At 43.0% G+C, this 26,919-nt stretch carries 24 protein-coding genes, 2 rRNA genes and 2 other annotated features; all 26 genes read left to right on the plus strand.

The genetic code is table 11. The features are described 5' to 3' along the window. Positions 1-70 precede the first annotated feature (70 nt). A 23S ribosomal RNA gene (locus NSQ72_RS00560) occupies positions 71-3,001 on the plus strand. 61 nt (positions 3,002-3,062) lie between these two features. Next, positions 3,063-3,178, plus strand: a 5S ribosomal RNA gene (rrf, locus tag NSQ72_RS00565). A 177-nt stretch (positions 3,179-3,355) separates the two neighbouring features. After that, the gene (locus tag NSQ72_RS00570; protein WP_003217184.1) at positions 3,356-3,820 is read left to right on the plus strand and encodes a CtsR family transcriptional regulator; all 465 of its coding nucleotides are present in this window, start codon (positions 3,356-3,358) and stop codon (positions 3,818-3,820) included. Positions 3,821-3,834: 14 nt separating this feature from the next. Next, positions 3,835-4,392 carry a UvrB/UvrC motif-containing protein gene (locus NSQ72_RS00575; protein WP_024425862.1) on the plus strand — a complete coding sequence of 186 codons (558 nt, stop codon included), beginning with the start codon at positions 3,835-3,837 and terminating at the stop codon, positions 4,390-4,392. A 4-nt stretch (positions 4,393-4,396) separates the two neighbouring features. Further along, on the plus strand, positions 4,397-5,488 hold the full coding sequence (locus NSQ72_RS00580) for a protein arginine kinase (protein WP_058838237.1): 1,092 nt from the start codon (positions 4,397-4,399) through the stop codon (positions 5,486-5,488). Then, complete coding sequence (gene clpC, locus NSQ72_RS00585; protein WP_007496263.1) at positions 5,485-7,920, plus strand: ATP-dependent protease ATP-binding subunit ClpC; 2,436 nt, start codon at positions 5,485-5,487, stop codon at positions 7,918-7,920. Before NSQ72_RS00580 ends, clpC begins: the two co-directional genes overlap by 4 nt. Positions 7,921-8,013: 93 nt before the next feature. Then, positions 8,014-9,393, plus strand: coding sequence for a DNA repair protein RadA (radA, locus tag NSQ72_RS00590; protein WP_025092231.1), 1,380 nt, complete (start codon positions 8,014-8,016; stop codon positions 9,391-9,393). 2 nt (positions 9,394-9,395) lie between these two features. Beyond that, on the plus strand, positions 9,396-10,475 hold the full coding sequence (disA, locus tag NSQ72_RS00595; protein ID WP_024425581.1) for a DNA integrity scanning diadenylate cyclase DisA: 1,080 nt from the start codon (positions 9,396-9,398) through the stop codon (positions 10,473-10,475). A gap of 153 nt (positions 10,476-10,628) precedes the next feature. Continuing rightward, positions 10,629-11,729: a PIN/TRAM domain-containing protein gene (locus NSQ72_RS00600; protein ID WP_047203808.1), complete on the plus strand. Its 1,101-nt coding sequence runs from the start codon at positions 10,629-10,631 to the stop codon at positions 11,727-11,729. Positions 11,730-11,742: 13 nt separating this feature from the next. Next, positions 11,743-12,432: a 2-C-methyl-D-erythritol 4-phosphate cytidylyltransferase gene (gene ispD / locus NSQ72_RS00605; RefSeq protein WP_039175965.1), complete on the plus strand. Its 690-nt coding sequence runs from the start codon at positions 11,743-11,745 to the stop codon at positions 12,430-12,432. Between the two features lie 3 nt (positions 12,433-12,435). After that, positions 12,436-12,912, plus strand: coding sequence for a 2-C-methyl-D-erythritol 2,4-cyclodiphosphate synthase (ispF, locus tag NSQ72_RS00610; RefSeq protein ID WP_003216928.1), 477 nt, complete (start codon positions 12,436-12,438; stop codon positions 12,910-12,912). A gap of 94 nt (positions 12,913-13,006) precedes the next feature. Beyond that, entirely contained in the window at positions 13,007-14,458 is a 1,452-nt protein-coding gene (gene gltX / locus NSQ72_RS00615) for a glutamate--tRNA ligase (protein ID WP_095407550.1), read from the plus strand. Next, positions 14,458-14,688 (plus strand) — a binding site (T-box leader). It overlaps the preceding gene by 1 nt. Before the next feature lie 82 nt (positions 14,689-14,770). Further along, complete coding sequence (gene cysE, locus NSQ72_RS00620) at positions 14,771-15,424, plus strand: serine O-acetyltransferase (protein ID WP_034283914.1); 654 nt, start codon at positions 14,771-14,773, stop codon at positions 15,422-15,424. Beyond that, positions 15,421-16,821, plus strand: a complete 1,401-nt coding sequence (gene cysS, locus NSQ72_RS00625) for a cysteine--tRNA ligase (protein ID WP_034283904.1) — start codon at positions 15,421-15,423, stop codon at positions 16,819-16,821. Before cysE ends, cysS begins: the two co-directional genes overlap by 4 nt. Before the next feature lie 3 nt (positions 16,822-16,824). Further along, positions 16,825-17,256 carry a Mini-ribonuclease 3 gene (locus NSQ72_RS00630; RefSeq protein WP_024425587.1) on the plus strand — a complete coding sequence of 144 codons (432 nt, stop codon included), beginning with the start codon at positions 16,825-16,827 and terminating at the stop codon, positions 17,254-17,256. Then, positions 17,240-17,989, plus strand: a complete 750-nt coding sequence (rlmB, locus tag NSQ72_RS00635; protein ID WP_024425588.1) for a 23S rRNA (guanosine(2251)-2'-O)-methyltransferase RlmB — start codon at positions 17,240-17,242, stop codon at positions 17,987-17,989. Before NSQ72_RS00630 ends, rlmB begins: the two co-directional genes overlap by 17 nt. Positions 17,990-17,991: 2 nt before the next feature. Further along, positions 17,992-18,504: a ribosome-dependent mRNA decay endonuclease Rae1/YacP gene (gene rae1 / locus NSQ72_RS00640; RefSeq protein ID WP_024425589.1), complete on the plus strand. Its 513-nt coding sequence runs from the start codon at positions 17,992-17,994 to the stop codon at positions 18,502-18,504. A 63-nt stretch (positions 18,505-18,567) separates the two neighbouring features. After that, positions 18,568-19,224 carry an RNA polymerase sporulation sigma factor SigH gene (sigH, locus tag NSQ72_RS00645; RefSeq protein WP_341083025.1) on the plus strand — a complete coding sequence of 219 codons (657 nt, stop codon included), beginning with the start codon at positions 18,568-18,570 and terminating at the stop codon, positions 19,222-19,224. A gap of 76 nt (positions 19,225-19,300) precedes the next feature. After that, positions 19,301-19,450 (plus strand): 50S ribosomal protein L33, encoded by a 150-nt coding sequence (rpmG, locus tag NSQ72_RS00650; protein WP_008356502.1) that lies wholly within the window; start codon positions 19,301-19,303, stop codon positions 19,448-19,450. A gap of 34 nt (positions 19,451-19,484) precedes the next feature. Continuing rightward, entirely contained in the window at positions 19,485-19,661 is a 177-nt protein-coding gene (gene secE / locus NSQ72_RS00655) for a preprotein translocase subunit SecE (protein ID WP_008345422.1), read from the plus strand. Positions 19,662-19,832: 171 nt separating this feature from the next. After that, positions 19,833-20,366 carry a transcription termination/antitermination protein NusG gene (gene nusG / locus NSQ72_RS00660; protein WP_003217197.1) on the plus strand — a complete coding sequence of 178 codons (534 nt, stop codon included), beginning with the start codon at positions 19,833-19,835 and terminating at the stop codon, positions 20,364-20,366. Positions 20,367-20,486: 120 nt separating this feature from the next. Next, positions 20,487-21,185, plus strand: a complete 699-nt coding sequence (gene rplA / locus NSQ72_RS00665) for a 50S ribosomal protein L1 (protein WP_007496292.1) — start codon at positions 20,487-20,489, stop codon at positions 21,183-21,185. 49 nt (positions 21,186-21,234) lie between these two features. Next, positions 21,235-21,375: a sequence feature (ribosomal protein L10 leader region), on the plus strand. Between the two features lie 69 nt (positions 21,376-21,444). After that, positions 21,445-21,945: a 50S ribosomal protein L10 gene (gene rplJ / locus NSQ72_RS00670; RefSeq protein ID WP_024425590.1), complete on the plus strand. Its 501-nt coding sequence runs from the start codon at positions 21,445-21,447 to the stop codon at positions 21,943-21,945. Between the two features lie 48 nt (positions 21,946-21,993). After that, positions 21,994-22,359 carry a 50S ribosomal protein L7/L12 gene (rplL, locus tag NSQ72_RS00675; RefSeq protein WP_008345418.1) on the plus strand — a complete coding sequence of 122 codons (366 nt, stop codon included), beginning with the start codon at positions 21,994-21,996 and terminating at the stop codon, positions 22,357-22,359. Between the two features lie 96 nt (positions 22,360-22,455). Continuing rightward, the gene (locus NSQ72_RS00680) at positions 22,456-23,061 is read left to right on the plus strand and encodes a class I SAM-dependent methyltransferase (RefSeq protein ID WP_341083027.1); all 606 of its coding nucleotides are present in this window, start codon (positions 22,456-22,458) and stop codon (positions 23,059-23,061) included. 255 nt (positions 23,062-23,316) lie between these two features. Further along, complete coding sequence (gene rpoB / locus NSQ72_RS00685; protein WP_003217223.1) at positions 23,317-26,898, plus strand: DNA-directed RNA polymerase subunit beta; 3,582 nt, start codon at positions 23,317-23,319, stop codon at positions 26,896-26,898. Positions 26,899-26,919 lie beyond the last annotated feature (21 nt).

The raw sequence follows: 26,919 nt of genomic DNA on the forward strand, positions 1-26,919 counted from the left end.
AAGTAATACATTCACATTGAATGCAATGCAAAGTTCATCACACATAGTGATTCTTTCTAAAGTAAGAAATGGTTAAGTTAGAAAGGGCGCACGGTGGATGCCTTGGCACTAGGAGCCGATGAAGGACGGGACGAACACCGATATGCTTCGGGGAGCTGTAAGCAAGCTTTGATCCGGAGATTTCCGAATGGGGAAACCCACTGCTCGTAATGGAGTAGTATCCATACTTGAATACATAGAGTATGAGAAGGCATACCCGGGGAACTGAAACATCTAAGTACCCGGAGGAAGAGAAAGCAAATGCGATTCCCTGAGTAGCGGCGAGCGAAACGGGAACAGCCCAAACCAAGAGGCTTGCCTCTTGGGGTTGTAGGACACTCTATACGGAGTTACAAAGGAACGATATAAGCGAAGAGGTCTGGAAAGGCCCGCCAAAGAAGGTAACAGCCCTGTAACTGAAATGTTGTTCTCTCCAGAGTGGATCCTGAGTACGGCGGAACACGTGAAATTCCGTCGGAATCCGGGAGGACCATCTCCCAAGGCTAAATACTCCCTAGTGACCGATAGTGAACCAGTACCGTGAGGGAAAGGTGAAAAGCACCCCGGAAGGGGAGTGAAATAGATCCTGAAACCGTGTGCCTACAAGTAGTCAGAGCCCGTTAACGGGTGATGGCGTGCCTTTTGTAGAATGAACCGGCGAGTTACGATCCCGTGCAAGGTTAAGCAGAAGATGCGGAGCCGCAGCGAAAGCGAGTCTGAATAGGGCGCATGAGTACGTGGTCGTAGACCCGAAACCAGGTGATCTACCCATGTCCAGGGTGAAGTTCAGGTAACACTGAATGGAGGCCCGAACCCACGCACGTTGAAAAGTGCGGGGATGAGGTGTGGGTAGGGGTGAAATGCCAATCGAACCTGGAGATAGCTGGTTCTCTCCGAAATAGCTTTAGGGCTAGCCTCAAGGTAAGAGTCTCGGAGGTAGAGCACTGATTGGACTAGGGGCCCCTACCGGGTTACCGAATTCAGTCAAACTCCGAATGCCGATGACTTATCCTTGGGAGTCAGACTGCGAGTGATAAGATCCGTAGTCGAAAGGGAAACAGCCCAGACCGCCAGCTAAGGTCCCAAAGTATACGTTAAGTGGAAAAGGATGTGGAGTTGCTTAGACAACCAGGATGTTGGCTTAGAAGCAGCCACCATTTAAAGAGTGCGTAATAGCTCACTGGTCGAGTGACTCTGCGCCGAAAATGTACCGGGGCTAAACGTATCACCGAAGCTGCGGACTGTTCTTACGAACAGTGGTAGGAGAGCGTTCTAAGGGCTGTGAAGCCAGACCGGAAGGACTGGTGGAGCGCTTAGAAGTGAGAATGCCGGTATGAGTAGCGAAAGACGGGTGAGAATCCCGTCCACCGAATGCCTAAGGTTTCCTGAGGAAGGCTCGTCCGCTCAGGGTTAGTCGGGACCTAAGCCGAGGCCGAAAGGCGTAGGCGATGGACAACAGGTTGATATTCCTGTACCACCTCCTCACCATTTGAGCAATGGGGGGACGCAGGAGGATAGGGTAAGCGCGGTATTGGATATCCGCGTCCAAGCAGTTAGGCTGGGAAATAGGCAAATCCGTTTCCCGTAAAGGCTGAGCTGTGATGGCGAGCGAAATTTAGTAGCGAAGTTCCTGATTCCACACTGCCAAGAAAAGCCTCTAGCGAGGTGAGAGGTGCCCGTACCGCAAACCGACACAGGTAGGCGAGGAGAGAATCCTAAGGTGATCGAGAGAACTCTCGTTAAGGAACTCGGCAAAATGACCCCGTAACTTCGGGAGAAGGGGTGCTTCTTAGGGTGTTAAAGCCCCGAGAAGCCGCAGTGAATAGGCCCAGGCGACTGTTTAGCAAAAACACAGGTCTCTGCGAAGCCGTAAGGCGAAGTATAGGGGCTGACGCCTGCCCGGTGCTGGAAGGTTAAGAGGAGCGCTTAGCGTAAGCGAAGGTGCGAATTGAAGCCCCAGTAAACGGCGGCCGTAACTATAACGGTCCTAAGGTAGCGAAATTCCTTGTCGGGTAAGTTCCGACCCGCACGAAAGGCGCAACGATCTGGGCACTGTCTCAACGAGAGACTCGGTGAAATTATAGTACCTGTGAAGATGCAGGTTACCCGCGACAGGACGGAAAGACCCCGTGGAGCTTTACTGCAGCCTGATATTGAATGTTGGTACAGCTTGTACAGGATAGGTAGGAGCCTTGGAAACCGGAGCGCTAGCTTCGGTGGAGGCATCGGTGGGATACTACCCTGGCTGTATTGACCTTCTAACCCGCTGCCCTTATCGGGCAGGGAGACAGTGTCAGGTGGGCAGTTTGACTGGGGCGGTCGCCTCCTAAAATGTAACGGAGGCGCCCAAAGGTTCCCTCAGAATGGTTGGAAATCATTCGCAGAGTGTAAAGGCACAAGGGAGCTTGACTGCGAGACCTACAAGTCGAGCAGGGACGAAAGTCGGGCTTAGTGATCCGGTGGTTCCGCATGGAAGGGCCATCGCTCAACGGATAAAAGCTACCCCGGGGATAACAGGCTTATCTCCCCCAAGAGTCCACATCGACGGGGAGGTTTGGCACCTCGATGTCGGCTCATCGCATCCTGGGGCTGTAGTCGGTCCCAAGGGTTGGGCTGTTCGCCCATTAAAGCGGTACGCGAGCTGGGTTCAGAACGTCGTGAGACAGTTCGGTCCCTATCCGTCGCGGGCGCAGGAAATTTGAGAGGAGCTGTCCTTAGTACGAGAGGACCGGGATGGACGCACCGCTGGTGTACCAGTTGTTCTGCCAAGGGCATCGCTGGGTAGCTATGTGCGGACGGGATAAGTGCTGAAAGCATCTAAGCATGAAGCCCCCCTCAAGATGAGATTTCCCATTCCGCAAGGAAGTAAGATCCCTGAAAGATGATCAGGTTGATAGGTCTGAGGTGGAAGCGTGGTGACACGTGGAGCTGACAGATACTAATAGATCGAGGACTTAACCTATATTCTATTGTGAAGCATGAACATTGTTATCTAGTTTTGAGAGAACATTCTCTCCATCAGGTTTGGTGGCGATAGCGAAGAGGTCACACCCGTTCCCATACCGAACACGGAAGTTAAGCTCTTCAGCGCCGATGGTAGTTGGGGGTTTCCCCCTGTGAGAGTAGGACGCCGCCAAGCTTCTATCAGGATCAGTTCCATTTGGAACTGGTCTTTTTTGTGTTTTTTGGAGGTTTGGCACCATATAAATGTGGAAATAATATTGTTAGTTGAGCGATTATCTTGAAAAATCGACCGAAAAAATTTATAGTAAGATTAAAGTCAAATATAGTCAAAGTCAATGGAGGAGGAGGCGGAGTGGCACAAAATATTTCTGATATCATCGAGCAGTATTTGAAGGAAGTCTTGGATCAGAACGGTCGAGAAATATTAGAAATTAAACGCAATGAAATTGCAGATAAATTTCAATGCGTACCTTCACAAATTAACTATGTTATCAATACACGCTTTACGAGCGAGAGAGGCTATATCGTTGAAAGTAAGCGTGGCGGCGGTGGCTATATCCGCATCATTAAAGTCAAAATGAATGATGAAGTGGACTTATTGAACAACATTATTTCCCAAATATATCATCGTTTATCACAGGCTGCATCTGATCACATCATCATGCGTCTTGTTGAAAATAACATTTTATCTGAAAGAGAAGCTAAGATGATGATTAGTGTCATGGACCGTTCTGTATTGCATATTGATTTACCTGAACGAGATGAACTGCGGGCTCGGATGATGAAAGCGATGTTAAATGCTCTGAAATTAAAGTAAAGCGGGTGAAAAGATTGATTTGTCAAGAATGTAATGAGAGACCAGCCACTTTTCACTTTACGAAAGTTATAAATGGAGAAAAACAAGAAATGCACATATGTGAACAATGTGCAAAAGAAAACAGTGATTCATATGCTATGAGTGGAAACCAAGGTTTCTCGATTCACAACTTATTATCAGGCTTATTAAATATTGATCCTAGCTTCACCACAAGTGCTAACAAGGGCTCGTCTATTTTTCAAGAAGCAAAAGAAGTGGATCAATGTCCTAAGTGCGGCTTAACCTTTCAGCAGTTCAGAAAAACAGGCCGATTTGGCTGTGCAGAATGCTATCGTACATTTGATCAGTATCTGAACCCTGTTTTACGGAAAGTCCATAGTGGAAATACAGTCCATAATGGGAAAGTCCCAAAACGAATTGCCGGCAGCCTGCATGTCCGCCGGAAACTTGAGTTAATGCAGCAAGAGCTGAAGCAGCTGATTGAACAGGAAGAGTTCGAAAAAGCAGCGGAAGTTCGAGATCAAATTCGTGCATTAGAGCATGAGCAATCTCAGCAGAGGGAGGGAGATTAACGACATGTCGCTCCAGCATTTTATTCAAGACGCTCTAAGTCAGTGGATGAAACAAAAAGGACCAGAAAGTGACATTGTTCTAAGCAGTCGTATCCGGCTAGCGCGCAATCTAGAGCATGTTCGTTTCCCAACTCAGTTTTCTCAAGAAGAAGCTGAAGCTGTTCTCCAGCAATTCGAGCAAAAGTTTGCTAGCCAGGAAGTGAAGGACATTGGAAACTTTGTTCTGATTCGAATGAATGAAACGCAGCCTTTAGCAAAGAGGGTACTTGTTGAAAAGCACTTGATTAGCCCAAATTTAGCTGAATCAAGATTTGGCGGCTGTTTGCTTTCTGAGAATGAAGAAATTAGTGTGATGTTGAATGAAGAAGACCATATTCGAATCCAATGCTTATTCCCAGGTTTTCAGCTAGCCAATGCACTAAAAGCGGCTAATCAGGTAGATGACTGGATTGAAGAGCAAGTGGATTATGCATTTTCTGAAAAGCGAGGATACTTAACAAGCTGTCCGACTAATGTAGGTACAGGTATTAGGGCTTCGGTCATGATGCATTTACCGGCATTAGCGCTCACAAGACAAATGAATCGCATTATTCCCGCCATTAATCAATTAGGACTTGTGGTCAGAGGAATTTATGGTGAGGGCAGCGAAGCAATAGGGAACATCTTTCAAATTTCAAATCAAATGACACTTGGTCAATCAGAAGAAGACATTGTAGATGACTTGAATAGTGTGACCGCTCAGCTCATTGAACAAGAGCGATCTGCACGAAAAGCTTTATATCAAACATCTAAAATTGAACTTGAGGACAGAGTGTACCGGTCCTTAGGGATTTTGGCCAATTGTCGTATGATTGAATCAAAAGAAACAGCAAAGTGTTTGTCAGATGTGCGGCTTGGAATTGATTTAGGTATCATTAAGGGGCTTTCAAGTAATATACTGAATGAACTCATGATTTTGACCCAGCCTGGCTTCCTTCAACAATATTCAGGAGGAGCCTTGGAGCCAAATGAACGAGATATAAAACGAGCAGCGATTATTAGAGAAAGGCTGCGCTTAGAAATGCATAGGAATGGACAGGAGGATGAAACGATATGATGTTTGGAAGATTCACTGAAAGAGCTCAAAAGGTATTAGCACTTGCACAAGAAGAAGCCATTCGCCTAGGCCATAAGAATATTGGTACTGAGCACATTTTACTTGGCCTTGTACGTGAAGGGGAGGGCATCGCTGCCAAAGCGTTAGAAGCACTGGGCCTTGTTTCAGATAAAATCCAAAAAGAAGTCGAAAGCTTGATTGGAAGAGGGCAAGAGGTGTCTCAAGCTATTCCTCATTATACGCCTAGAGCGAAGAAGGTCACTGAGCTTTCAATGGATGAAGCAAGAAAGCTAGGTCATTCCTATGTAGGGACAGAACATATTCTATTAGGTCTTATTCGTGAGGGAGAGGGTGTCGCTGCCCGTGTCTTAAATAACCTCGGAGTGAGCTTAAATAAAGCACGTCAGCAAGTTCTGCAGCTGCTTGGAAGCAATGAAACAGGTGCATCTGCGGCAGGCTCTAATAGCAATGCAAATACACCCACACTTGATAGCTTGGCAAGAGATTTAACTGCTATTGCAAAAGAGGACAGCTTGGACCCAGTCATTGGCCGAAGCAAAGAAATTCAACGTGTCATTGAGGTTCTAAGTAGAAGAACAAAAAATAACCCTGTGCTGATTGGTGAGCCTGGTGTTGGTAAAACAGCCATCGCAGAAGGTCTTGCACAGCAAATTATTCATAACGAAGTGCCTGAAATCCTACGTGATAAACGAGTAATGACACTGGATATGGGAACTGTTGTAGCTGGAACGAAATATCGTGGTGAATTCGAGGATCGTTTGAAAAAAGTCATGGACGAAATTCGTCAGGCAGGAAATATCATTCTCTTTATCGATGAGCTTCATACACTCATTGGTGCTGGTGGAGCAGAGGGTGCGATTGATGCGTCTAATATTCTAAAACCATCTTTAGCACGTGGTGAGCTTCAATGTATTGGGGCGACAACATTAGATGAGTACCGTAAATACATTGAAAAGGATGCTGCGCTTGAACGACGTTTCCAGCCAATTCAAGTAGATCAGCCTTCTGTTGATGAGAGTATTCAAATCTTAAGAGGACTTAGAGACCGGTATGAAGCACATCACCGTGTGTCTATTACAGATGAAGCGATTGAGGCGGCAGTGAAGCTGTCTGACCGTTATATCTCTGACAGATTCCTTCCAGATAAGGCAATTGATTTAATTGATGAGGCAGGTTCGAAAGTCCGTTTACGTTCGTTCACAACACCGCCTAACCTAAAAGAACTAGAGCAAAAGCTGGATGAAGTACGCAAGGAAAAGGATGCAGCAGTTCAAAGTCAAGAATTTGAAAAAGCAGCTTCTCTTCGCGATACAGAGCAGCGTTTGCGTGAAAAAGTAGAAGTGACAAAGAAATCATGGAAAGAAAAGCAGGGACAAGAGAATTCAGAGGTATCTGTAGATGATATCGCAATGGTTGTTTCCAGCTGGACGGGAGTGCCTGTTTCAAAAATTGCTCAAACGGAGACAGATAAGCTTCTGAATATGGAACAATTACTCCACTCTCGTGTGATCGGGCAGGATGAAGCAGTTGTTGCTGTAGCGAAAGCTGTGAGACGTGCGCGTGCAGGCCTAAAAGATCCAAAACGTCCAATCGGTTCCTTTATCTTCTTAGGACCAACAGGGGTTGGTAAAACAGAGCTTGCAAGAGCACTCGCCGAGTCTATTTTCGGTGATGAAGAAGCAATGATCCGTATTGATATGTCTGAATACATGGAGAAACACTCTACATCCAGACTTGTTGGGTCACCTCCAGGATATGTCGGTTATGATGAAGGTGGACAGCTGACTGAAAAAGTCAGAAGAAAACCTTATTCTGTCGTTCTTTTAGACGAGATTGAAAAGGCCCATCCAGATGTATTTAATATCTTACTGCAAGTATTAGAAGATGGTCGTCTAACTGATTCTAAAGGGCGTACCGTTGACTTTAGAAATACGATTTTGATCATGACATCAAACGTTGGAGCTAGTGAGTTGAAGCGCAATAAATACGTTGGCTTTAACGTGCAGGATGAAAGTCAAAATTACAAGGATATGAAAGGCAAAGTGATGGGCGAGTTGAAACGTGCGTTTAGACCTGAGTTTATCAACCGTATTGATGAAATCATTGTCTTCCACTCGCTAGAGAAGAAACATCTCAAAGAGATCGTGTCTCTCATGTCTGATCAATTGACAAAACGATTAAAAGAACAAGACCTTTCAATTGAATTGACGGAAGCAGCAAAAGCGAAGATTGCCGACGAAGGAGTAGATCTTGAGTACGGTGCGCGTCCGTTAAGAAGAGCGATTCAAAAGCATGTAGAAGATCGACTTTCTGAGGAGCTTCTGAAGGGCAATATTGAAAAAGGTCAACATATCGTATTAGATGTGGAAGATGGAGAAATTGTCGTAAAAGCGACGGCTGCTACGAACTAATATAGTAAGAAAAAAGTGTGAGGCATACCAGCAAGGTGTATGCCTCCCTTTACTTATTTTCTGACCAGTATAAGGAGTTGTATTCTTCAATCTATGGCTAAGACAAAATCAAAATTTATATGCCAATCGTGCGGTTATGAGTCAGCCAAATGGATGGGGAAATGTCCAGGCTGCGGCACATGGAACAGTATGACAGAAGAGGTCGTTCGCAAAGAGCCGGCAAACCGTCGAAGTGCTTTTAATCATTCTGTTCAAACCATTCAAAAACCTTCACCTATATCTGCAATTGAAACATCCGAAGAACCCCGAATTAAAACGAATTTAGAAGAATTTAACCGAGTATTAGGAAGTGGAATTGTCAAAGGCTCTCTTGTTCTCATTGGCGGAGATCCTGGGATTGGGAAGTCCACTTTATTATTACAAGTATCAGCACAGCTCTCAGACAAAAATCAGAATGTGTTGTACATATCTGGTGAGGAATCCATTAAACAAACGAAGTTAAGAGCGGACCGCCTTGGTATTGAAAGCGCCTCTTTACATGTTTTGGCTGAAACCGATATGGAGTATATAACGTCTGCTATACAGGAGATGAAACCTGCTTTTGTTGTGGTGGATTCGATTCAAACCGTTTATCAAAGCGATATCACGTCAGCTCCCGGCTCTGTATCTCAAGTAAGAGAATGTACAGCACAGCTGATGAAAATTGCCAAGACAAATGGGATTCCTATTTTTATCGTTGGTCACGTGACCAAAGAAGGCTCGATCGCAGGTCCACGCCTTTTAGAGCATATGGTGGACACGGTTCTTTATTTTGAAGGCGAACGTCATCATACATTTCGTATCTTACGGGCGGTAAAAAACCGATTTGGTTCAACGAATGAATTGGGGATTTTTGAAATGAGAGAGGAAGGGCTCACGGAAGTATTAAACCCATCAGAAATCTTTTTAGAAGAGCGGTCGGCAGGTGTATCTGGTTCGTGTGTTGTTGCCTCAATGGAAGGAACAAGACCCGTACTTGTCGAGATACAGGCATTAATTTCCCCGACAAGCTTTGGGAATCCGCGAAGAATGGCCACTGGCCTTGATCATAATCGAGTATCGCTGCTCATGGCAGTTTTAGAAAAACGCGTGGGGCTGCTCTTGCAAAACCAAGATGCGTATTTAAAGGTCGCAGGCGGTGTGAAGCTTGACGAACCGGCGATTGACTTAGCTATTGCCGTCAGTATTGCATCAAGCTTTAAAGACGCAGCGCCGCATCAAGCGGATTGCTTTATAGGAGAGGTCGGTCTGACGGGAGAAGTCAGAAGAGTATCAAGAATTGAACAGCGAGTGCAGGAAGCTGCGAAACTAGGATTTAAGCGAATGTTTATTCCTCAGGCAAATATAGACGGATGGAAAAAGCCGAGAGGGATTGAGTTAGTTGGTGTAGAAAATGTAGCGGAGGCACTTCGAATTTCACTAGGGGGATCATAGGAATGGAAAAAGAGAAAAAAGGAGCGAGAGAACTCGATCTCTTAGATATTGTACAGTTTGTGGCACCAGGAACACCTCTGCGGGCAGGAATTGAAAACGTCTTGAGAGCCAATACTGGCGGGCTCATTGTTGTTGGTTATAATGACAAAGTAAAGAGTGTGGTAGATGGAGGATTTCACATTAATTCTGCCTTCTCTCCAGCACATTTATATGAATTGGCGAAGATGGACGGGGCTATTATTCTTAGCGATTCTGGTCAAAAAATCTTGTATGCGAATACACAGCTGATGCCAGATGCCACCATCCATTCATCGGAAACAGGCATGAGGCACCGGACGGCTGAGCGTGTAGCGAAGCAGACAGGCTGCTTAATCATTGCCATTTCTGAACGGAGGAACGTCATTACCTTATACCAAGGGAATCGTCGTTATACGCTGAAAGATATTGGTTTTATTTTAACAAAGGCGAATCAAGCCATTCAAACACTTGAGAAATATAAAACCATTTTAGATCACGCCATTTCTGCGTTAAGCGCCCTAGAATTTGAAGAGCTTGTGACCTTTGGTGATGTATTATCCGTGCTGCACCGCTACGAAATGGTTCTTAGAATCAAAAATGAAATCAATATGTATATCAAAGAGCTTGGAACAGAGGGACACTTGATCCGTCTACAGGTCAATGAGCTGATTACAGATATGGAGCAGGAAGCAGCTTTATTTATTAAAGATTACGTGAAAGAAAAGATCAAAGATCCGTATGTGCTACTTAAACAACTGCAAGATATGTCGAGCTTTGAGCTTTTAGATGATTCCATTCTGTACAAGTTACTTGGATATCCAGCTTCTACAAATATTGACGAATATGTGTACACAAGAGGATACAGGTTGCTCCATAAAATCCCTAGACTGCCAATGCCGATCGTTGAAAATGTGGTTGAAGCATTCGGTGTGCTAGATCGAATTATGGAAGCGGATGTACAAGAATTGGATGAAGTAGAAGGAATTGGAGAAGTAAGAGCGAAAAAGATAAAAAAAGGATTAAAAAGGTTACAAGAAAAACATTATATCGACCGTCAGCTTTAAGAAGAGAAATTTTTCTCTATTACGGTTAAAAATGGATGAATATGGGTATATTAATGATGGTTTTGTTTTCTGTTGCTCATGATAGGAAACTTAAACATATATCAATGTCAGATGAAGGTGGATTGACAGATGAAAAATAAAGGAGGTGAAGGTATGTTAAAAAGAATCGTTCAGGCGTTTTTTATCATTTTTGGTGCAGTTGTGGGGATTTTTATCATTCCAGAGTTATTTCTGCTTTTAAATGTAAAGGACATACCTTTCATAACAAATGCTTACTCTTCAGCACTAATAGGAGCCGCTGTATTCTTGATCATCGGCAAATGGTGCACAGGTTATGTGGTAAATTGGGTGAAATGGATCGAGGATTCTCTATTGAAGGCGCCTCTTCCTGATCTTATATCTGGAAGTTTCGGATTAGTATTTGGACTTATTCTAGCATATCTTATTGTAAACGTGATCCCGCTAAACAATATCCCATATCATATTTTTGGTACCATTATTCCGATTTTCCTGGCTTTCTTTTTAGGATACCTTGGGTTTCAGGTAGGCTTTAAGAAGAAGGATGAAATGATGGGGCTGTTCTCCCGTTCTGCAAAGGTCAGCAAGAAAAAAGGAGCAGCTGATGATGAACCTGAAATAGAAGATAAAAAGCTGAAAATTTTAGACACAAGTGTTATCATTGATGGAAGAATCGCAGATATTTGCCAAACTGGATTCTTAGAAGGTGTCATGGTCATTCCTCAATTTGTACTCGAGGAATTACAGCATATTGCAGACTCCTCAGATGTGTTAAAGAGAAATAGAGGCCGAAGAGGTCTTGATATTTTAAATCGTATTCAAAAAGAGTTGGATATTAAAGTTGAAATTTACGAAGGTGACTTCGAAGACATTCAAGAGGTTGATAGCAAGCTTGTGAAGCTCGCGAAATTAACTTCAGGTGTTGTTGTGACCAATGATTTTAATTTAAATAAAGTATGCGAACTTCAAAAAGTAGCAGTGTTAAACATCAATGATCTAGCCAATGCGGTTAAACCGGTTGTACTGCCTGGGGAAGAAATGAAGGTACAGGTCATCAAAGATGGGAAAGAGCATAACCAAGGTGTTGCTTACTTAGATGACGGTACGATGATTGTGGTCGAAGAAGGACGCAATTACATTGGAAAAGACATCGATGTACTCGTCACAAGTGTGCTGCAGACTGCTGCTGGAAGAATGATTTTTGCGAAGCCAAAACTTCTGGAGAAGGCGCTCTAAAGGGAGAACGAACATGTATTATGAAGTAGTTATTCCGGCTGCGGGGCAGGGGAAACGAATGAAGGCCGGCCGCAATAAGCTTTTTATCGAGCTGAAAAGAATGCCGGTCATCATTCATACATTAAAGGTGTTTGACGCTCATTCACAATGCAAACGCATGATCCTAGCGATCAATGAGGAGGAGCGTCAAGACTTTGAAAGGCTACTCAAAGTACACGCTTTTCAAACGCCTGTTTCACTTGTCACTGGCGGTGAAGAACGTCAGCAAAGTGTATACGAAGGATTAAAGGCTGTGAAAGATGCGGACATCGTGCTTGTTCATGATGGGGCAAGGCCTTTTATTAAGCATACACAGATTGACTTGCTCGTTAAAGCAGCGATTGAAAAAGGCTCCGCAGTTGTAGCGGTACCAGTGAAAGACACAATCAAACGCGTTCAAGAAGGCAAAGTGGAACAAACCATTGAACGTCAGAGCTTGTGGGCGGTCCAGACCCCACAAGCTTTTCGTCATTCTATTTTAAAAGAGGCGCATGAACATGCGGAGCGGACAGGCTTCCTTGGAACAGATGACGCCAGTCTTGTTGAACAATTACATGGCGAGAATGTGTATATTGTCCAAGGAGACTATACCAATATTAAGCTGACAACACCGGATGATTTATTGGTTGCCAAGGCAATTATGGATGCGGAAAGAGGGTACTAGATCATGTTGAGAATAGGACAAGGCTTTGATGTACATCAATTAACAGAGGGGAGACCTCTGATTATCGGGGGGGTCACCATCCCTTATGAAAAGGGACTGCTAGGGCATTCAGACGCTGACGTACTGCTTCACACAGTGGCAGATGCCTGCCTGGGTGCGATTGCTGAAGGAGATATCGGCAGACATTTCCCAGACACAGACCCTGAGTTTAAGGATGCAGATTCATTTAAATTATTGCAACATGTGTGGGCACTTGTGAAAGAAAAAGGCTACACACTTGTGAATATTGACTGCACCATCATGGCGCAAAAACCAAAAATGGCACCTTACATTCAACCAATGTGTGAGAAAATCGCAGAAGCACTTGAGGCAGATGTCACACAGGTGAACGTCAAAGCAACAACGACAGAGAAACTCGGATTTACAGGAAGAGGCGAAGGAATTGCCTCTCAGGCAACAGTGCTTCTTCAGAAAAAGTAAAATCCATTTTGATGAGAATGGGTTTTGATGATAAAATACGTTTATAAAAAATTGGTGTCAGACAACATGATGCAGATGAAAGGAAGTTAAACTCATGGGAAATGAAGTGCGTGTTCGTTATGCACCGAGTCCAACTGGTCATTTACATATTGGGAATGCTAGAACGGCTCTTTTCAACTATTTGTTCGCACGCAGCCAAGGCGGCAAATTTATTATTCGAATCGAGGATACAGATCAAAAGCGTAATGTAGAAGGCGGGGAGGAAAGCCAGCTTCGCCACCTGCAATGGCTAGGTATTGATTGGGATGAGAGCATTGATAAAGATGGCGGTTACGGTCCTTACAGACAATCAGAGCGAAATGATATTTACAAAAAATATTATGACGAGCTCTTAGAGAAGGACTTGGCGTATAAGTGCTATTGTACGGCTGAAGAGCTAGAGGCAGAGCGTGAAGCACAAATCGCCCGCAGTGAAATGCCTCGATATTCTGGTAAATGCAGTCATTTATCAAAAGAAGAAGAGGACAAGCTAATTGCTGAAGGAAGAGAGCCAAGCATCCGCTTCCGAGTGCCAAAAGGAGAAATCATCAAATTTGACGACATGGTTAAAGGCGATATTTCGTTTGAAACAGATGGCATCGGTGATTTTGTTATTGTGAAGAAAGATGGCACGCCAACTTATAACTTTGCCGTAGCCGTGGATGATCATTTGATGAAAATGACTCACGTTCTTCGCGGAGAGGATCATATTTCAAATACGCCTAAACAAATTATGATTTTTAATGCATTTGGCTGGGATGTTCCGCTATTCGGACATATGACGTTGATAGTGAACGAGAACCGCAAGAAATTAAGTAAACGTGATGAATCAATTATTCAATTCATCGAGCAATATAAGAATTTAGGCTATTTACCTGAAGCCCTGTTTAACTTCATTGCATTACTTGGATGGTCTCCAGTAGGCGAAGAAGAACTGTTTACAAAAGAGCAATTCATCGACATTTTCGATGTGAATCGACTTTCTAAGTCACCAGCTCTATTTGATATGCATAAACTAAAATGGGTGAACAACCAATACGTGAAAGCACTTGATCTTGATCAGGTTGTGGCACTAACACTTCCGCATCTTCAAAAAGCAGGCAAGGTAAGTGAGCAGCTGACAGAAGAAGAAAACACGTGGGTACGCAAGCTTATTTCTCTGTATCACGAACAATTAAGCTACGGAGCAGAAATTGTTGAGTTAACAGAGTTGTTCTTTAAGGAGCAAATTGAGTATAATCAAGAGGCAAAGGAAGTTCTAGCAGAGGAGCAAGTACCAGAAGTCATGGCATCTTTTGCAGGTCAGCTTGAACAGCTTGAGTCTTTCACACCTGATGAAATCAAGGCTGCCATTAAAGCGGTACAAAAAGAAACAGGGCATAAAGGCAAGAAACTATTCATGCCGATTCGTGTGGCTGTCACAGGACAAACGCATGGCCCAGAACTTCCGCAAAGTATTGAATTACTAGGTAAAGAAACGGTATTAAACCGCATTAAACAAATATAAGGAAATCGTTGCGAGGGAGAAGTACAATGTACTCGTCCATCACAGAAAGAGTCTCCACCGGCTGAAAGAGACTTATGGGCAGACGTTGGAAATGCACCCTCAAGACCCTTGAGGAACACGTACGTTAGTATGCAAGGGCGGTACCCTCCGTTATGGGATTAAGTTGAGAAGGCTGAAAGATAAGTGGCTTTCTAAACAGAGTGGAACCGCGTTTTCAAAACGTCTCTGTCATTTGGCAGAGGCGTTTTTTATTTGTCCAAAAAAAGAGAGCAAGTCCTAAGAGAGATTGATGGGGAAGAACGGGGGGAGCATGTGTTTTTCAAAATGCTGAAAGAAGATATTGATACTGTGTTTGATCAAGATCCTGCTGCTAGAAGCTATATTGAAGTAGTGCTAACCTATTCAGGGCTTCATGCGATTTGGGCTCACCGTATTGCGCACGCATTTTATAAGCGGAAGCTGTATTTTATTGCGCGGATCATTTCTCAGGTCAGCCGTTTTTTCACAGGGGTGGAAATTCACCCGGCGGCAACCATTGGCAGGCGGTTCTTCATTGATCATGGCATGGGCGTTGTGATCGGGGAAACATGTGAAATTGGAGACAACGTCACTGTTTTCCAAGGCGTGACATTAGGGGGAACAGGGAAAGAAAAGGGAAAGCGGCATCCGACCATTTTAGACGATGCCCTTATTGCGACAGGTGCCAAGGTGCTTGGTTCCATTACAGTTGGAAAAGGAGCCAAGATTGGAGCGGGATCGGTCGTGTTAAAGGACGTACCCGACCATTCCACCGTTGTCGGTATACCTGGGCGAGTCGTCGTTCAAAATGGAAAGAAAATCAATCGTGATCTCAATCATCAAGATTTGCCAGATCCAATTTCCGATCGTTTTAAAGAATTGGAACGAGAAATGGAAAAGCTAAAAGGTGAACTGGCTTCATTGAGCAGAAAGGAAGAACAATCATGACAATCAATATTTATAATACATTGACACGTAAGAAGGAAGAATTTGTCCCGCTTGAGCCAGGAAAGGTCAAGATGTATGTGTGCGGACCAACCGTTTATAACTACATTCATATCGGGAATGCTAGACCTGCTATTGTTTATGACACTGTACGTAAGTATTTAGAATACAGCGGTTACGATGTGAACTTTGTATCAAACTTTACAGATGTGGATGATAAACTCATCAAAGCAGCCAATGAACTCGGAGAAGATGTGCCGACAATTGCTGACCGGTTTATCCAAGCCTACTTTGAAGACGTCAGTGCACTAGGCTGCAAAAAAGCAGACCTTCACCCGCGAGTAACGGAAAACATGGATGATATCATTGCGTTTATTGCGACATTGATTGAAAAAGGCTACGCCTATGAAGCCGATGGCGACGTGTATTACAGCACACGCTCATTTGAAGGCTATGGAAAGCTTTCTCACCAATCGATTGATGAACTGAAGACAGGTGCCCGTATTCGTGTAGGTGAAAAGAAACGAGATGCACTGGATTTTGCCCTATGGAAGGCTGCAAAGGATCAGGAAATCTCATGGGATAGCCCATGGGGCGAAGGACGCCCAGGCTGGCACATCGAATGCTCGGCAATGGTCAAAAAATATTTAGGTGATACGATCGACATTCATGCTGGCGGACAGGATCTAACATTCCCGCACCATGAGAATGAAATTGCCCAATCTGAGGCTTTGACAGGGAAGCCTTTTGCGAAGTATTGGATGCATAACGGGTATATTAATATTGATAATGAAAAAATGTCAAAATCACTTGGCAACTTTGTGCTGGTGCATGACATTGTGAAAGAACAAGATCCTGATGTGCTCCGCTTCTTTATGTTGTCGGTTCACTATCGTCACCCAATTAACTACTCAATGGATTTATTAGAAAGTACAAAGAGTGCGTTTAACCGACTCAAAACATCGTATGCGAATTTACATCACCGTCTCGAGAGCAGCACGAATATCACGGAAGACAATGCTGAATGGCTGGCAAAAATTGAAGAACAGCGTGCGACATTTATTTCTGAAATGAATGATGACTTCAATACAGCAAATGCGATCTCTGTTTTATTCGAATTAGCGAAACAGGCGAATTATTATATGGAAAATGATCATACTTCGGAGGAAGTGATCAAGGCATTTATCGGCTTGTTCCAAGAAATTACGTCTGTTCTTGGCTTCTCATTAGAAGAAAAGCACACGCTTGACGAAGAGGTAGAAGCGTTAATTGAAAAACGTAATGAAGCTAGAAGAAATCGTGACTTTGCCCTATCTGATCAAATTCGTGACCAATTAAAGAACATGAATATTGTGTTGGAGGACACTCCTCAAGGTACTCGCTGGAAAAGAGGAGAATAGTCAATGTTGAATTTTGAAAAGCTGAAAGACGGTAAACAGCTGAACGGACTTGCGCTAGCTTATATGGGTGATGCCATTTTTGAAGTATATGTGAGGCATCACCTCCTCCAAACGGGGGCGACAAAACCAAATGAGCTGCACAAACGAGCAAGCAAAATTGTTTCAGCTAAATCACAGGCTGCTATTTTATTTACGCTTCAGCAGCAAGGCTTTTTCACTGAAGCAGAAGAAGCGGTGCTGAAAAGAGGAAGAAACGCAAAATCAGGCACAGTGCCTAAAAACACGGACGTTCAAACGTATCGTTATAGTACAGCGTTTGAAGCGCTCATGGGTTATTTATTTATCGAAAAGCAGGACGAACGCTTAGAAGAGCTGATTGGTCAGGCGATTGAAATCGGAACGTCAGGGAGGAAGACAAATGAGTCAGCAACATGATTATGTCATTGGGAAAAATGCAGTGATTGAGACACTGAAGTCAGATCGGGAGTTATATAAGCTCTGGATGGCAGAAAACACTGTAAAAGGACAAGCCCAGCAGGTCATTGAACTCGCTAAAAAGCAAAATATCACCATTCAGTATGTTCCGAGGAAAAAGCTTGATCAAATGGTTACAGGTCAGCACCAGGGAATCGTTGCACAGGTAGCAGCATATGAATATGCAGAATTGGACGATCTTTATCAAATCGCTGAAAAGCGGAATGAGCAGCCATTCTTTCTGATTTTAGATGAAATTGAAGATCCGCATAATTTAGGATCGATTATGCGTACGGCAGATGCTGTAGGGGCACACGGGATTGTCATTCCAAAAAGGAGAGCGGTCGGTCTAACAACAACAGTTGCTAAGGCATCCACTGGAGCAATTGAGCATATTCCTGTTGCAAAAGTGACCAATCTTTCAAGAGCCCTTGATGAAATGAAAGAAAGAGGAATCTGGGTTGCGGGAACAGATGCGTCTGCTAAACAGGATTACAGACAATTTGATGGTACAATGCCGCTGGCTCTTGTGATTGGCAGTGAAGGTAAAGGAATTGGCCGATTGATTAAGGAAAAGTGTGATTTTCTAATTAAACTGCCTATGGCCGGGAAGGTTACTTCTTTAAATGCATCAGTTGCCGCTGGTCTATTGATGTATGAAGTGTATCGAAAACGTTATCCGTTAGGAGAATAGAGATGGATATCCTCTTAGTCGATGGATACAACATGATAGGTGCATGGCCTCAGCTGCAGCACTTAAAGGAAAACAGCTTTGAAGAAGCCAGAGACGTGCTGATTCAACATTTAGCAGAATATCAAGCATACACAGGGTATCGAGTCATTGTCGTATTCGATGCCCATATGGTCAAAGGAATTGAAAAGAAGCGGACCAATCACCGAGTAGAGGTCATCTTTACGAGAGAGAATGAAACGGCGGATGAGCGGATTGAAAAGCTGGCGCAGGATTTGAATAATATTCGGACGCAAATTCATGTGGCAACCTCAGATTTTACGGAACAATGGGCTATTTTTGGACAAGGAGCTCTTCGGAAGTCGGCTCGTGAGCTTTTAAGAGAGATTGAAGTGATAGAACGAAAGATTGAAACGAGAGTCAAAAAGATTACTTCTGATAAACCAGCATCTAAGATTGAATTGTCAGAAGATGTATTGAAAACGTTTGAAAAATGGCGGCGCGGGAATCTGGAATAGCTTGACGATATTTCAACCATTAATGTATAATATTTCTATCTAGGTGCGGTCGGGGGGATCGAAGTGAATCTAAACAACAGCAAGGGTAATTCCATCAGAGAGCAATTTTGCCAGTTGGAAGATGAACAAGTCATTGAAAGGGTTCATGTCGGAGATAGTGATGCGCTAGATTATTTAATAACGAAATACCGCAATTTTGTACGTGCGAAAGCAAGATCTTATTTCTTGATAGGAGCGGATCGAGAGGACATTGTCCAAGAGGGAATGATCGGACTTTATAAGTCTATCCGCGATTTCAGAGAGGACAAGCTTACTTCATTTAAGGCTTTTGCAGAATTATGTATTACCCGCCAAATTATCACCGCAATTAAAACAGCTACTCGCCAAAAACATATCCCGTTAAATTCCTATGTATCATTAGACAAGCCGATCTACGATGAAGAATCGGACAGAACATTATTGGATGTCATTTCCGGTGCTAAAGCGCTTAACCCAGAAGACTTAATCATTAGCAAAGAAGAATTTGATGATATCGAAATGAAGATGGGTGAACTGCTTAGCGAGCTGGAAAGAAAGGTACTTGTGCTTTATCTTGATGGTAGATCCTATCAAGAGATTTCTGAAGATTTAAACCGTCATGTGAAATCAATTGATAACGCACTCCAAAGAGTAAAGAGAAAATTAGAGAAATATTTAGAGCTTCGCGAGATTAGTCTCTAATCAAACCTATATTGACAGCTTTTTCGACACTGTGATAAGGTACTAATGAAATGATGTCGAGAAAATAGGTGTAAATATGAGGAAAAAGATTACTCTAGCCTGTAAAGACTGCGGAAGCCGCAATTATACGACAATGAAAAGTGTTGCTTCAGCAGCTGAAAGATTAGAAGTTAAGAAATATTGCAAGACTTGTAATTCACATAAAACACATTTAGAAACGAAGTAAGATTTGCGTTCTTTATTCTGTGGAGGTCTTTTACATGCGTATTATCAGTTTCTTAAAAAGTGTCGGAAAAGAAATGAAAAAGGTCAGCTGGCCAAAGAAGAACGAAATGGTCCGCTATACAATTACTGTTATTTTAACAGTCGTATTCTTTGCAATCTTTTTCTCTTTTCTTGATATAGGAATCTCACAATTAATCGAATTAATTCATTAATACTTGAATAATGGTCTGCTGAACGTGCTATAATAGATCATAATATGACTTGCCAAAAAACCCGTTTTACGGGTTTTTTCAATTGCTTGAAAATATTTACCGGTACTCGAGATTCGTCAAATAGACATTATGAAATGTGGGGAGGGAAGGACTAAATAGTCCTGAACGAAAATGGAAAAGAATTGGTATGTTGTGCATACGTACTCTGGCTATGAAAACAAAGTAAAAGCGAACTTGGAAAAGCGTGTTGAATCAATGGGCATGCAGGATAAAATCTTCCGCGTCGTCGTACCAGAAGAAGAAGAAACAGATATTAAAAATGGTAAGAAAAAAGTCGTCAAAAAGAAAGTATTCCCTGGCTATGTCCTAGTGGAAATCGTGATGACTGACGACTCTTGGTATGTTGTTCGTAATACACCGGGTGTCACTGGATTCGTTGGATCAGCTGGATCAGGCTCAAAGCCAACTGCGCTGCTGCCAGGCGAAGCTGAAACCATTCTGAAGAGAATGGGTCTTGAAGAACGCAAAACAGAAATCGACTTTGAGCTCAAAGAAACAGTTAAGGTTATCGATGGACCGTTTGCTAACTTCACTGGCTCTATTGAAGAAATTGATTACGATAAAAGCAAAGTCAAAGTATTCGTTAATATGTTTGGTAGAGAAACACCTGTTGAACTTGAGTTCACGCAGATCGATAAATTGTAATTCAAAAGAGCTTGAAATGAGTGTATAGAAGTGGTAATATAGATCAAGGGTTTTGACAAGTTCGCAACCCTTATTCGTGGGAGGTTATTCCGCTAAAACCACATAAGGAGGATTTTTATAATGGCTAAAAAAGGTAAAAAGTATGTAGAAGCTGCTAAGCTGATCGAACGTACTAAAGCGTATGATGTAGCTGAAGCTGTTTCTCTTACAAAAAAAGCAAATACAGCGAAATTTGATGCGACTGTAGAAGTTGCTTTTCGTTTGGGCGTAGACCCTCGTAAAAACGATCAACAAATCCGCGGTGCAGTTGTACTTCCTAACGGAACTGGTAAAACTCAACGCGTTCTTGTGTTCGCTAAAGGCGAAAAAGCAAAAGAAGCAGAAGCTGCTGGAGCAGACTACGTTGGAGATTCTGATTACATCACTAAAATCCAACAAGGTTGGTTCGAATTCGATGTAATCGTTGCGACACCTGACATGATGGGTGAAGTTGGTAAGATCGGTCGTGTACTTGGACCAAAAGGTCTTATGCCAAACCCTAAAACAGGAACTGTAACGTTCGAAGTTGAAAAAGCAATCAATGAAATCAAAGCTGGTAAAGTAGAATACCGCGTTGATAAAGCTGGTAACATCCACGCGCCAATCGGAAAGGTTTCTTTCGAGGACGAAAAGCTTGTTGAGAACTTTGCAACAATCTATGACACAATCCTTAAAGCAAAACCTGCAGCGGCTAAAGGTGTATACGTGAAAAACGTTTCTGTTACATCTACTATGGGCCCTGGCGTGAAAGTGGATCCATCTTCTTTCTCTGCAAAATAATTCTTGACTTATGACAACCATTTTGATAATATCAAAATGTTGTAAAATAGAATAATGTCCATTTATACCGTAGACAGCAGGGGCCTTATGGCTTAATTAACCCGCCGAGGTGTATATGTCACAGTCTTACGTTAACGTATGCTTGTATATACAGCCTCCATGTCTTAATGGAGGCTTTTTATATGGAGAACCGTTCGTTAGGAACGTGATGGCCTGATCGGTATAAGTGTTACACAAAGAATGTACAGGAGGTGTAACCATGAGCAATGCAATCGATACTAAAAAAGTTGTCGTTGATGAAATTACTTCTAAATTTAAAGATAGTATGTCTACTGTCATTGTAGATTACCGCGGTCTTTCAGTTTCTGAAGTGACTGAACTTCGTAAACAGCTTCGTGAAGCTGGCGTAGAATTCAAAGTTTACAAAAACACTTTGACTCGCCGTGCAGTTGAACAAGTTGAACTAACGGGTTTAAACGATTTCTTAACAGGTCCAAACGCTATCGCATTCAGTAACGAAGATGTTATCGCACCTGCGAAAATCATCAACGAATTTGCGAAAAGCCACGAAGCTTTAGAAATCAAAGCTGGTGTCATCGAAGGAAACGTAGCGACTGTAGAAGAAGTGAAGGCTCTTGCGGAACTTCCGTCTCGCGAAGGCTTACTTTCTATGTTGCTTAGCGTTCTTCAAGCTCCAGTTCGTAATCTTGCTCTTGCTACTAAAGCAGTTGCAGATCAAAAAGAAGAACAAGGCGCTTAATGCGTACTTTACGTTTACGTAAAAAAACTTAAAATGGAGGAATTACAAATGGCTTTAAATATCGAAGAAATCATTGCTTCAGTTAAAGAAGCAACTGTACTTGAGTTAAACGACTTAGTAAAAGCAATCGAAGAAGAATTTGGCGTAACTGCTGCTGCTCCTGTAGCTGTAGCTGCTGGTGGCGGTGCTGCTGCTGAAGAAAAAACTGATTTTGATCTAGTACTTGCTGGTGCTGGAGACCAAAAAATCAAAGTTATCAAAGTGGTTCGTGAAATCACTGGTCTTGGCTTGAAAGAAGCTAAAGAACTTGTTGACAACACTCCAAAACCACTTAAAGAAGGTATTGCTAAAGAAGAAGCTGAAGAACTTAAAGCTAAGCTTGAAGAAGTTGGCGCTTCTGTAGAAGTTAAGTAATCTTCGCCTAATCTTTTGGGAAAGCTCGCTTTTACTGGCGGGCTTTTTCTTTTCTAATCTCCTGAAACGATTGAATCCAGAGGAGGTCCATTCACCATGAGTGACCACTATTATACGGAAAAGCCATCAGTGAAAAGCAATAAACAGACATGGGACTTCACCTTGAGAAACCGTACCTTTACTTTTACAAGTGACAGTGGAGTGTTTTCTAAGAAAGAAGTCGACTTTGGTTCAAGGCTTTTAATTGAAGCTTTCGAAGAACCTGACTTGGATGGCGATGTCTTAGATGTCGGTTGCGGTTATGGACCGATCGGCTTATCGTTAGCAAACGAAATGACTAGCCGTACCATTCATATGATTGATGTGAACGAAAGAGCAGTCGAACTTTCAAAGGAAAACGCTAAACATAATCGCATTGATAATGTTCGCATCTATCAAAGTGATTTGTTCTCGAATGTTCATTCCTCAGCTGCTTTTGCCTCTATACTGACCAATCCCCCAATACGGGCAGGGAAGAAAGTTGTACATGCGATCTTTGAAAAAAGTGCTGATCATTTATTGCCGGAAGGTGAGTTGTGGGTGGTTATTCAGAAAAAGCAAGGTGGACCATCTGCGATTGAAAAATTAGGGCAGCTCTTTGGAGAAGTCGAGGTTGTATTGAAAAAAAAGGGCTACTATATAATCAAAGCTAAAAAAGTTTGACGCAGTTTCCTAGCTGTGTTAACATTATAAAATGCCAATGTGTATATTTTGCTTGATAGGCTTAAAAAACAACTATTTTGTATAAATTATGCATACTTGGGAAAACTAATAAAATCGGTATTTGTTTTTGGATGTGGTTTTCTTATTTTAGAAACCCTTTTTTCTTTTGTCTTGTAAAAGTATTTCTTTACTGACATTTGAAAGACAGAAATACTTTTTACACATATAATACGCATGATTTGAGGGGTGAATCAGTTGACAGGTCAACTAGTTCAGTATGGACGACACCGCCAGCGCAGAAGCTACGCACGCATAAGCGAAGTGTTAGAATTACCAAATCTCATTGAAATTCAAACCTCTTCTTATCAGTGGTTTCTTGATGAGGGTCTTAGAGAGATGTTTCAAGATATATCCCCAATTGAGGATTTTACTGGTAACCTTTCTCTTGAATTCATTGATTACAGCCTAGGGGATCCTAAGTATCCTGTAGCAGAATCAAAAGAACGTGATGTAACTTACTCTGCTCCACTAAGAGTAAAAGTTCGTTTAATTAACAAAGAAACTGGAGAAGTAAAAGACCAAGATGTGTTCATGGGTGATTTCCCAATCATGACAGACACAGGTACTTTTATCATTAATGGTGCGGAACGTGTAATCGTTTCTCAGTTAGTGCGTTCTCCAAGTGTATATTTCAGTGGTAAAGTGGACAAAAACGGTAAAAAAGGTTTTACTGCGACTGTCATTCCAAACCGTGGCGCATGGTTAGAATACGAAACTGATGCGAAGGATGTAGTCTATGTACGCATCGATCGCACACGTAAGTTGCCGGTTACGGTTCTTTTGCGTGCTCTCGGCTTCAGCTCTGATCAAGAGATTCTTGACCTCATTGGCGAGAATGAATACTTACGCAACACGCTGGAAAAAGACAATACAGAGAATGCGGATAAAGCACTTCTCGAAATCTACGAGCGCCTCCGCCCTGGAGAGCCGCCAACTGTTGAAAATGCGAAAAGCTTGCTAGACTCTCGCTTCTTCGATCCGAAGAGATATGACCTAGCAAATGTTGGACGCTACAAGATTAATAAGAAGCTTCATATTAAAAATAGACTGTTCAATCAAAAATTGGCTGAAACGTTAGTTGACCCTGAAACAGGTGAAATTCTAGCAGAAAAAGGTCAAATTTTAGACAGAAGAGTTCTTGATAAAGTTCTTCCATACTTAGAAAACGGCATCGGATTTAGAAAGCTTTATCCTAATGGTGGCGTAGTAGAAGATGAAGTAGAACTTCAATCTATTAAGATTTATGCACCGTCTGATCAAGAAGGCGAGCAAGTGATCAACGTGATTGGAAATGCATATGTAGAGGAAGCTGTGAAAAACATCACGCCTTCTGACATCATTGCATCAATCAGTTACTTCTTCAACCTTCTTCATGGTGTAGGTGACACAGATGATATCGACCACCTTGGTAACCGTCGTCTGCGTTCTGTAGGTGAACTTCTGCAAAACCAATTCCGTATTGGTTTAAGCAGAATGGAGCGTGTTGTTCGTGAAAGAATGTCAATTCAAGACACAAACACGATCACACCTCAGCAGCTGATCAACATTCGTCCTGTGATCGCTTCTATCAAAGAGTTCTTTGGTAGCTCTCAGCTATCTCAGTTCATGGATCAAACAAACCCGCTTGCTGAATTGACGCACAAACGTCGTCTGTCAGCGCTTGGACCGGGTGGTTTGACACGTGAGCGTGCAGGAATGGAAGTTCGTGACGTTCACTACTCTCACTATGGACGTATGTGTCCGATTGAAACACCAGAGGGTCCAAACATTGGTTTGATCAACTCTCTATCTTCATTCGCAAAAGTGAATCGCTTCGGATTTATCGAAACACCTTACCGCCGGGTTGATCCTGAAACTGGTAAAGTGACACCGAGAATCGATTACTTAACTGCTGATGAAGAGGATAACTACGTAGTAGCACAAGCGAACGCTATATTAGGTGAAGATGGTTCGTTTATTGATGATAATATCATTGCTCGTTTCAGAGGGGAAAACACCGTTGTTCCTCGAAACCGCGTTGACTACATGGACGTTTCGCCAAAGCAGGTTGTTTCTGCAGCGACAGCATGTATCCCATTCTTAGAAAACGATGACTCTAACCGTGCTCTAATGGGAGCGAACATGCAACGTCAGGCTGTGCCTTTGATGCAGCCAGAATCACCGATTGTTGGTACAGGTATGGAGTACGTATCAGGTAAAGACTCTGGTGCTGCTGTCATCTGCCGCTACCCAGGTGTTGTAGAACGCGTAGAAGCAAAAAATATTTGGGTTCGCCGTTATGAAGACGTTGACGGACAACAAGTCAAAGGAAACCTAGACAAATACAGCTTGCTGAAATTTGTCCGCTCTAACCAAGGGACTTGCTACAACCAGCGTCCTATCGTAAGTGTTGGAGATGAAGTCGTTAAAGGAGAAATCCTTGCAGACGGACCTTCTATGGAAAAAGGTGAATTGGCTCTAGGACGTAACGTCATGGTCGGCTTCATGACTTGGGACGGTTACAACTACGAGGATGCGATCATCATGAGTGAGCGCCTTGTAAAAGATGACGTCTACACGTCTATTCATATTGAAGAATATGAATCAGAAGCTCGTGATACAAAGCTTGGACCAGAAGAAATCACTCGTGATATTCCAAACGTTGGGGAAGATGCTTTACGCAACCTTGACGAGCGCGGAATCATCCGTATTGGTGCAGAAGTAAAAGACGGAGATCTTCTTGTAGGGAAAGTAACGCCTAAAGGTGTAACAGAACTAACAGCTGAAGAACGTCTATTACATGCAATCTTCGGTGAAAAGGCTCGTGAAGTGCGTGATACGTCTCTACGTGTTCCACACGGCGGCGGCGGAATTATCCACGATGTAAAAGTCTTTAACCGTGAAGATGGAGATGAATTACCTCCAGGTGTAAACCAGTTAGTCCGCGTATACATCGTTCAGAAGCGTAAGATTTCTGAAGGTGACAAAATGGCCGGACGACATGGTAACAAAGGGGTTATCTCTAAAATCCTTCCAGAAGAAGATATGCCGTATCTTCCAGACGGAACACCGATCGATATCATGTTGAACCCTCTAGGGGTACCATCTCGTATGAACATCGGTCAGGTACTTGAGCTTCATATGGGTATGGCTGCACGTTACCTTGGCATCCACATTGCATCACCAGTATTTGATGGTGCGCGCGAGGAAGATGTTTGGGAAACGCTTGAAGAAGCAGGTATGTCCCGTGATGCGAAAACAGTCCTTTATGACGGTCGAACTGGTGAACCATTCGACAACCGTGTATCTGTCGGAATCATGTACATGATCAAACTGGCTCACATGGTTGACGATAAACTTCACGCTCGTTCAACTGGACCATACTCACTTGTTACGCAGCAGCCACTTGGCGGTAAAGCACAGTTTGGTGGTCAGCGTTTCGGAGAGATGGAAGTATGGGCACTTGAAGCTTACGGTGCAGCATATACACTTCAAGAGATCTTAACAGTTAAATCAGATGACGTTGTGGGTCGTGTGAAAACATACGAAGCCATCGTCAAAGGGGATAACGTACCTGAACCAGGTGTCCCTGAATCATTCAAAGTGTTAATCAAAGAACTTCAAAGTTTAGGTATGGATGTGAAAATCCTATCTGGCGATGAAGAAGAGATAGAAATGAGAGATTTAGAAGACGATGAGGAAACGAAGAAAGCAGACGGATTAGCGTTATCTAATGACGAAGATGCTGCAGACCTCGCACCTGTCGATCTTGAACGTGACGCAGTCACAAAAGAATAGCAGAAACGATTAGAGCAAGTG

The organism is Bacillus sp. FSL R5-0659 (genome assembly GCF_038008785.1).
Classification (GTDB): domain Bacteria; phylum Bacillota; class Bacilli; order Bacillales; family Bacillaceae; genus Bacillus; species Bacillus safensis.

Coding starts and splice junctions, on each gene's coding strand:
- NSQ72_RS00580 (WP_058838237.1), top strand. CDS start 4,397: ATGTCGCTCCAGCATTTTATTCAAGACGCTCTAAGTCAGTGGATGAAA.
- clpC (WP_007496263.1), top strand. CDS start 5,485: ATGATGTTTGGAAGATTCACTGAAAGAGCTCAAAAGGTATTAGCACTT.
- radA (WP_025092231.1), top strand. CDS start 8,014: ATGGCTAAGACAAAATCAAAATTTATATGCCAATCGTGCGGTTATGAG.
- disA (WP_024425581.1), top strand. CDS start 9,396: ATGGAAAAAGAGAAAAAAGGAGCGAGAGAACTCGATCTCTTAGATATT.
- NSQ72_RS00600 (WP_047203808.1), top strand. CDS start 10,629: ATGTTAAAAAGAATCGTTCAGGCGTTTTTTATCATTTTTGGTGCAGTT.
- ispD (WP_039175965.1), top strand. CDS start 11,743: ATGTATTATGAAGTAGTTATTCCGGCTGCGGGGCAGGGGAAACGAATG.
- ispF (WP_003216928.1), top strand. CDS start 12,436: ATGTTGAGAATAGGACAAGGCTTTGATGTACATCAATTAACAGAGGGG.
- gltX (WP_095407550.1), top strand. CDS start 13,007: ATGGGAAATGAAGTGCGTGTTCGTTATGCACCGAGTCCAACTGGTCAT.
- cysS (WP_034283904.1), top strand. CDS start 15,421: ATGACAATCAATATTTATAATACATTGACACGTAAGAAGGAAGAATTT.
- NSQ72_RS00630 (WP_024425587.1), top strand. CDS start 16,825: ATGTTGAATTTTGAAAAGCTGAAAGACGGTAAACAGCTGAACGGACTT.
- rlmB (WP_024425588.1), top strand. CDS start 17,240: ATGAGTCAGCAACATGATTATGTCATTGGGAAAAATGCAGTGATTGAG.
- rae1 (WP_024425589.1), top strand. CDS start 17,992: ATGGATATCCTCTTAGTCGATGGATACAACATGATAGGTGCATGGCCT.
- rpmG (WP_008356502.1), top strand. CDS start 19,301: ATGAGGAAAAAGATTACTCTAGCCTGTAAAGACTGCGGAAGCCGCAAT.
- secE (WP_008345422.1), top strand. CDS start 19,485: ATGCGTATTATCAGTTTCTTAAAAAGTGTCGGAAAAGAAATGAAAAAG.
- nusG (WP_003217197.1), top strand. CDS start 19,833: ATGGAAAAGAATTGGTATGTTGTGCATACGTACTCTGGCTATGAAAAC.
- rplA (WP_007496292.1), top strand. CDS start 20,487: ATGGCTAAAAAAGGTAAAAAGTATGTAGAAGCTGCTAAGCTGATCGAA.
- rplJ (WP_024425590.1), top strand. CDS start 21,445: ATGAGCAATGCAATCGATACTAAAAAAGTTGTCGTTGATGAAATTACT.
- rplL (WP_008345418.1), top strand. CDS start 21,994: ATGGCTTTAAATATCGAAGAAATCATTGCTTCAGTTAAAGAAGCAACT.
- NSQ72_RS00680 (WP_341083027.1), top strand. CDS start 22,456: ATGAGTGACCACTATTATACGGAAAAGCCATCAGTGAAAAGCAATAAA.